General features: G+C 61.5%; 3 protein-coding genes. 2 read left to right on the top strand and 1 reads right to left on the bottom strand.

Annotation, left to right across the window (positions count from 1 at the left end):
* Window positions 1-1,086: FAD-dependent oxidoreductase (locus tag AC1DVA_RS27200; protein ID WP_476807958.1), on the top strand; the 1,086-nt coding region annotated here is incomplete at its 5' end.
* 281 nt (window positions 1,087-1,367) lie between these two features.
* On the opposite strand, the gene AC1DVA_RS27195 is transcribed toward AC1DVA_RS27200, so the two are convergent.
* Window positions 1,368-2,078 (bottom strand): FadR/GntR family transcriptional regulator, encoded by a 711-nt coding sequence (locus AC1DVA_RS27195; RefSeq protein ID WP_265051827.1) that lies wholly within the window; start codon window positions 2,076-2,078, stop codon window positions 1,368-1,370.
* A 148-nt stretch (window positions 2,079-2,226) separates the two neighbouring features.
* Here AC1DVA_RS27195 and AC1DVA_RS27190 point away from each other — a divergent pair, with 148 nt between their 5' ends.
* Window positions 2,227-3,096 (top strand): amino acid ABC transporter permease, encoded by an 870-nt coding sequence (locus AC1DVA_RS27190; RefSeq protein WP_265051828.1) that lies wholly within the window; start codon window positions 2,227-2,229, stop codon window positions 3,094-3,096.
* Window positions 3,097-3,177: the final 81 nt, after the last annotated feature.

The following is a 3,177-nucleotide window of genomic DNA, read 5'->3' as shown; positions in this document are numbered from 1 at the left end:
ATGCTCGCCAGACTGCTGCAACGGCGCGGGCGCAAGGTGGTCATTTTCGAACGCGACGCCAACATCGACGCGCGGCCACAGGGCGGCTCGCTCGACATGCATGCGGAAACCGGCCAGCGCGCGATGCGGCAGGCTGATCTCGAACACGCATTCGMAGCGGAGGCTCGCCCGGAAGACCAAGGCGACAGGTTGTATGACCAGCATGGCACGCTGCTGTTCGACCGCGATGGCTCGGGAGACGACCGACCCGAGATCGACCGCACGGCATTGCGTCGCATCCTCGTCGACTCGCTCGAACCCGGCACGATCCAGTGGAACGCGAAAGTGGCAACGGTCGAGTCTGTCGATGGCGGCGTGCAAGTCGTTCTCGACGGCGTCTCCCACCGCTTCGCTGCCGTGGTCGGTGCCGATGGGGCGTGGTCGCGGGTTCGCCCGTTGCTCACCGATGCACGACCCGCTTACGAAGGCGTGACACTCGTCGAGCTCGGGTTCAACGTCGCCCGCCACCCGCATGTCGACCGGCTCGTCGGGAGCGGCAAGATGTTCGCGGTGGGTGCCAATCGCGTGCTGATCGCGCAGCGAAACGGGGACGGTCATATCCGCGGTTACGCCGGGCTACGGATGAAGGAAGACGAAGCACGTCGCTGGGCGCAACTCCCTGGCGATGAGGTCCGGGCTCACGTGCTGGATGCCTTCGCGGAATTCGCCCCCGCCTTGACCAAGCTGATCATCGACGGCGATCTTCTCGCGGTACGGCCTCTATATGCGCTCCCGATCGGGCTGAGCTGGGCTCCGGTACGGGGGATCACAGTGATCGGCGACGCGGCGCATCTGATGTCGCCGTTCAGTGGCGAAGGCGTGAATCTCGCGCTCGCCGACGCAGTCGATCTGGCGGAGGCGCTGACTTCGGGTAAAGGCTGGGATGCGATTGCGGCGTTCGAGGCGATGATGGCCGGTCGCGCCGGGGAGGCTGCGAAAGGCGCGGCTGCCGGACTCGACAGCGCCGTCTCTTTGCAAGGGGTGGCGCCGGTGCTTGAACATTACAAGGAGCGTGTCATCGCTTCGAGCGACCGACTCTCGGTTTGACCTGCCTGTGGAAGACCCTTCCGGCAGGAGCGGCATCGGTCGATCCAGGCGCTCGGATCATCCTGGATCGCACCCCGACGAAAGCGTCGCAAGGACGTCCGCTGTTCGGCGAGCGGTCAACGTCCGCGACCGACCCAGGACCAAGGCATCGCCCTTATGAGGGCCCCGCTCTTCAAGAAGATGCCTTATGCACGATCAGGCATAGCGTTGGACATTCGCCAATGAGGCCGAATGGATCAACGCTGGTCCAGCTCACATTCGAAGGGCGGACAACGACCAGGTCACCTTCCAGGACCAGTTCCACTGCCGCCATTCACGCCCCCGATTTGAAACTGGGTAAGCTTGACGCCTCCGCGCTCGGCCGTCGCGGCGATATGATCCATCATGGCCTGCGCACTCTTGACGAAGCAGCCGGTTTCCAGCGCCTCAACGATGAGCCGGTGCTCGGCGGCCGTAAATTCCAACGTTTCCATGCGACTCATGGGAATGCGCTGGGCCTCGAGGATGACCCTATGCGCGCTCATGAAGCTCCCGATAAGCACCGTATTTCCGGAGGCCTCGACGATAATGACATGAAATTTCCGGTCGTTTGATGCCAGAGAGACGAGGTCTTGCCGCGTCGCCGCCTCGACCATCGCGGCAAGGCACGCCTTGAGCTCCTCCATGATGGCTGACGTCATGCGTGTGGCCGCCAAGCCCGCAGCATACCCTTCCAGACTATAGCGAAATTCGTAGACTTCCTTTGGCGCAGCAAGCCCGAGGTGACGCCAGTGCGGCACCCTGGCTTCCGGGGCCACCACGAATACACCTTTCCCGACCTCGACTCGCAAAAGGCCGATCGTCTCGAGAATCGAGATCGCCTCGCGCAGGGACGATCGGCTGATTCCAAGCTGCTCCGACAAGATGCGCTGTGACGGCAGCTTTTGACCGGGTTCCACCTGCCCCCGCTCGATCATCTCCTGCAGTTTTCTAACCGTCTCGTGAGGCACCATGTGGCGCTCGGGAAGGTGTGACGATTGCATTTCGGCTCCGACGGCAAACGAAGAGCGCACTCCCTGAGAAGCCCGCGATTGACACAGCATTGCTCGGATGCTTGGTTCTCAGCAAGTGGTCAGACCGGTCGGATGTCTTGGAGGTTTAATGTCGTCGACGCAGCCTGCAAGGATCGTTCCGGCAACCTATTGGGGTCAGCGCTTTGCCGTGCTGCTGCTTTGCACCGTTGTCGGCTGGCTGCTCGTGCAGGTGGCGCGCACAGACAACGTGAATTGGTCGGTCATTCCGGAATATCTGTTCAACGCTTCGATCCTCTCCGGCATTCGCCTGACGCTTTTGATGACGTTCCTCGCCGTGGCGATCGGGGTCGCCGGCGGCATCGTCTTGGCCGCGATGAAGGAGTCGCGGAACGCCATGCTCTCGACCGCGGCGGGCATTTACATCTGGTTTTTCCGCGGCACGCCGCTGCTCGTTCAGCTGATCTTCTGGTTCAATATCCAGCTGTTCATTCCGTCGGTCGGCGTCGCGGGCTATTCGATCAATACCAACGCGCTTGTGTCGCCGTTTACGGCAGCCCTGCTCGCGCTCAGCCTGAATGAAGCAGCCTATATGGCCGAGATCGTGCGAGGCGGGCTTCTGGCGGTCGACAAAGGGCAGTCGGAAGCTGCAATGGCCTTAGGATATACGCCTGGGCAGACCTTTCGCAAGATCATCCTGCCTCAGGCAATGCGTGTCATCATTCCACCGATCGGAAATCAAACGATCTCGATGCTGAAGACGACGTCGCTGGTTTCTTTCGTGGCAGCCCAGGATTTGCTGACACGGGTTCAAAATATATATGCAAAGAACTTTCTGGTCATCGAGCTGCTGTTCGTTGCGGCTATCTGGTACTTGGTGATGACGAGCGTTGCCACGGTTATACAAGGTTGGATCGAGCGCAGGTTGAGCCGCGCTTCGACCAAACGGCCCGCGCGGTTGTCTCCGAGGCAGCTCGCAGCAAGCGCAGGGCAAGCATGATGACCGGGCAAGAATTCGTGGTTCAGGCCGAAGGGGTCCGCAAATCCTACGGCTCGATCGAGGTGCTAAGCGGGATCGACC

The organism is Allobosea sp. P4_C6, from assembly GCF_056402015.1.
The sequence above is the reverse complement of the archived record's forward strand: the minus strand, read 5'-3'. Positions and strand labels throughout refer to the sequence as shown.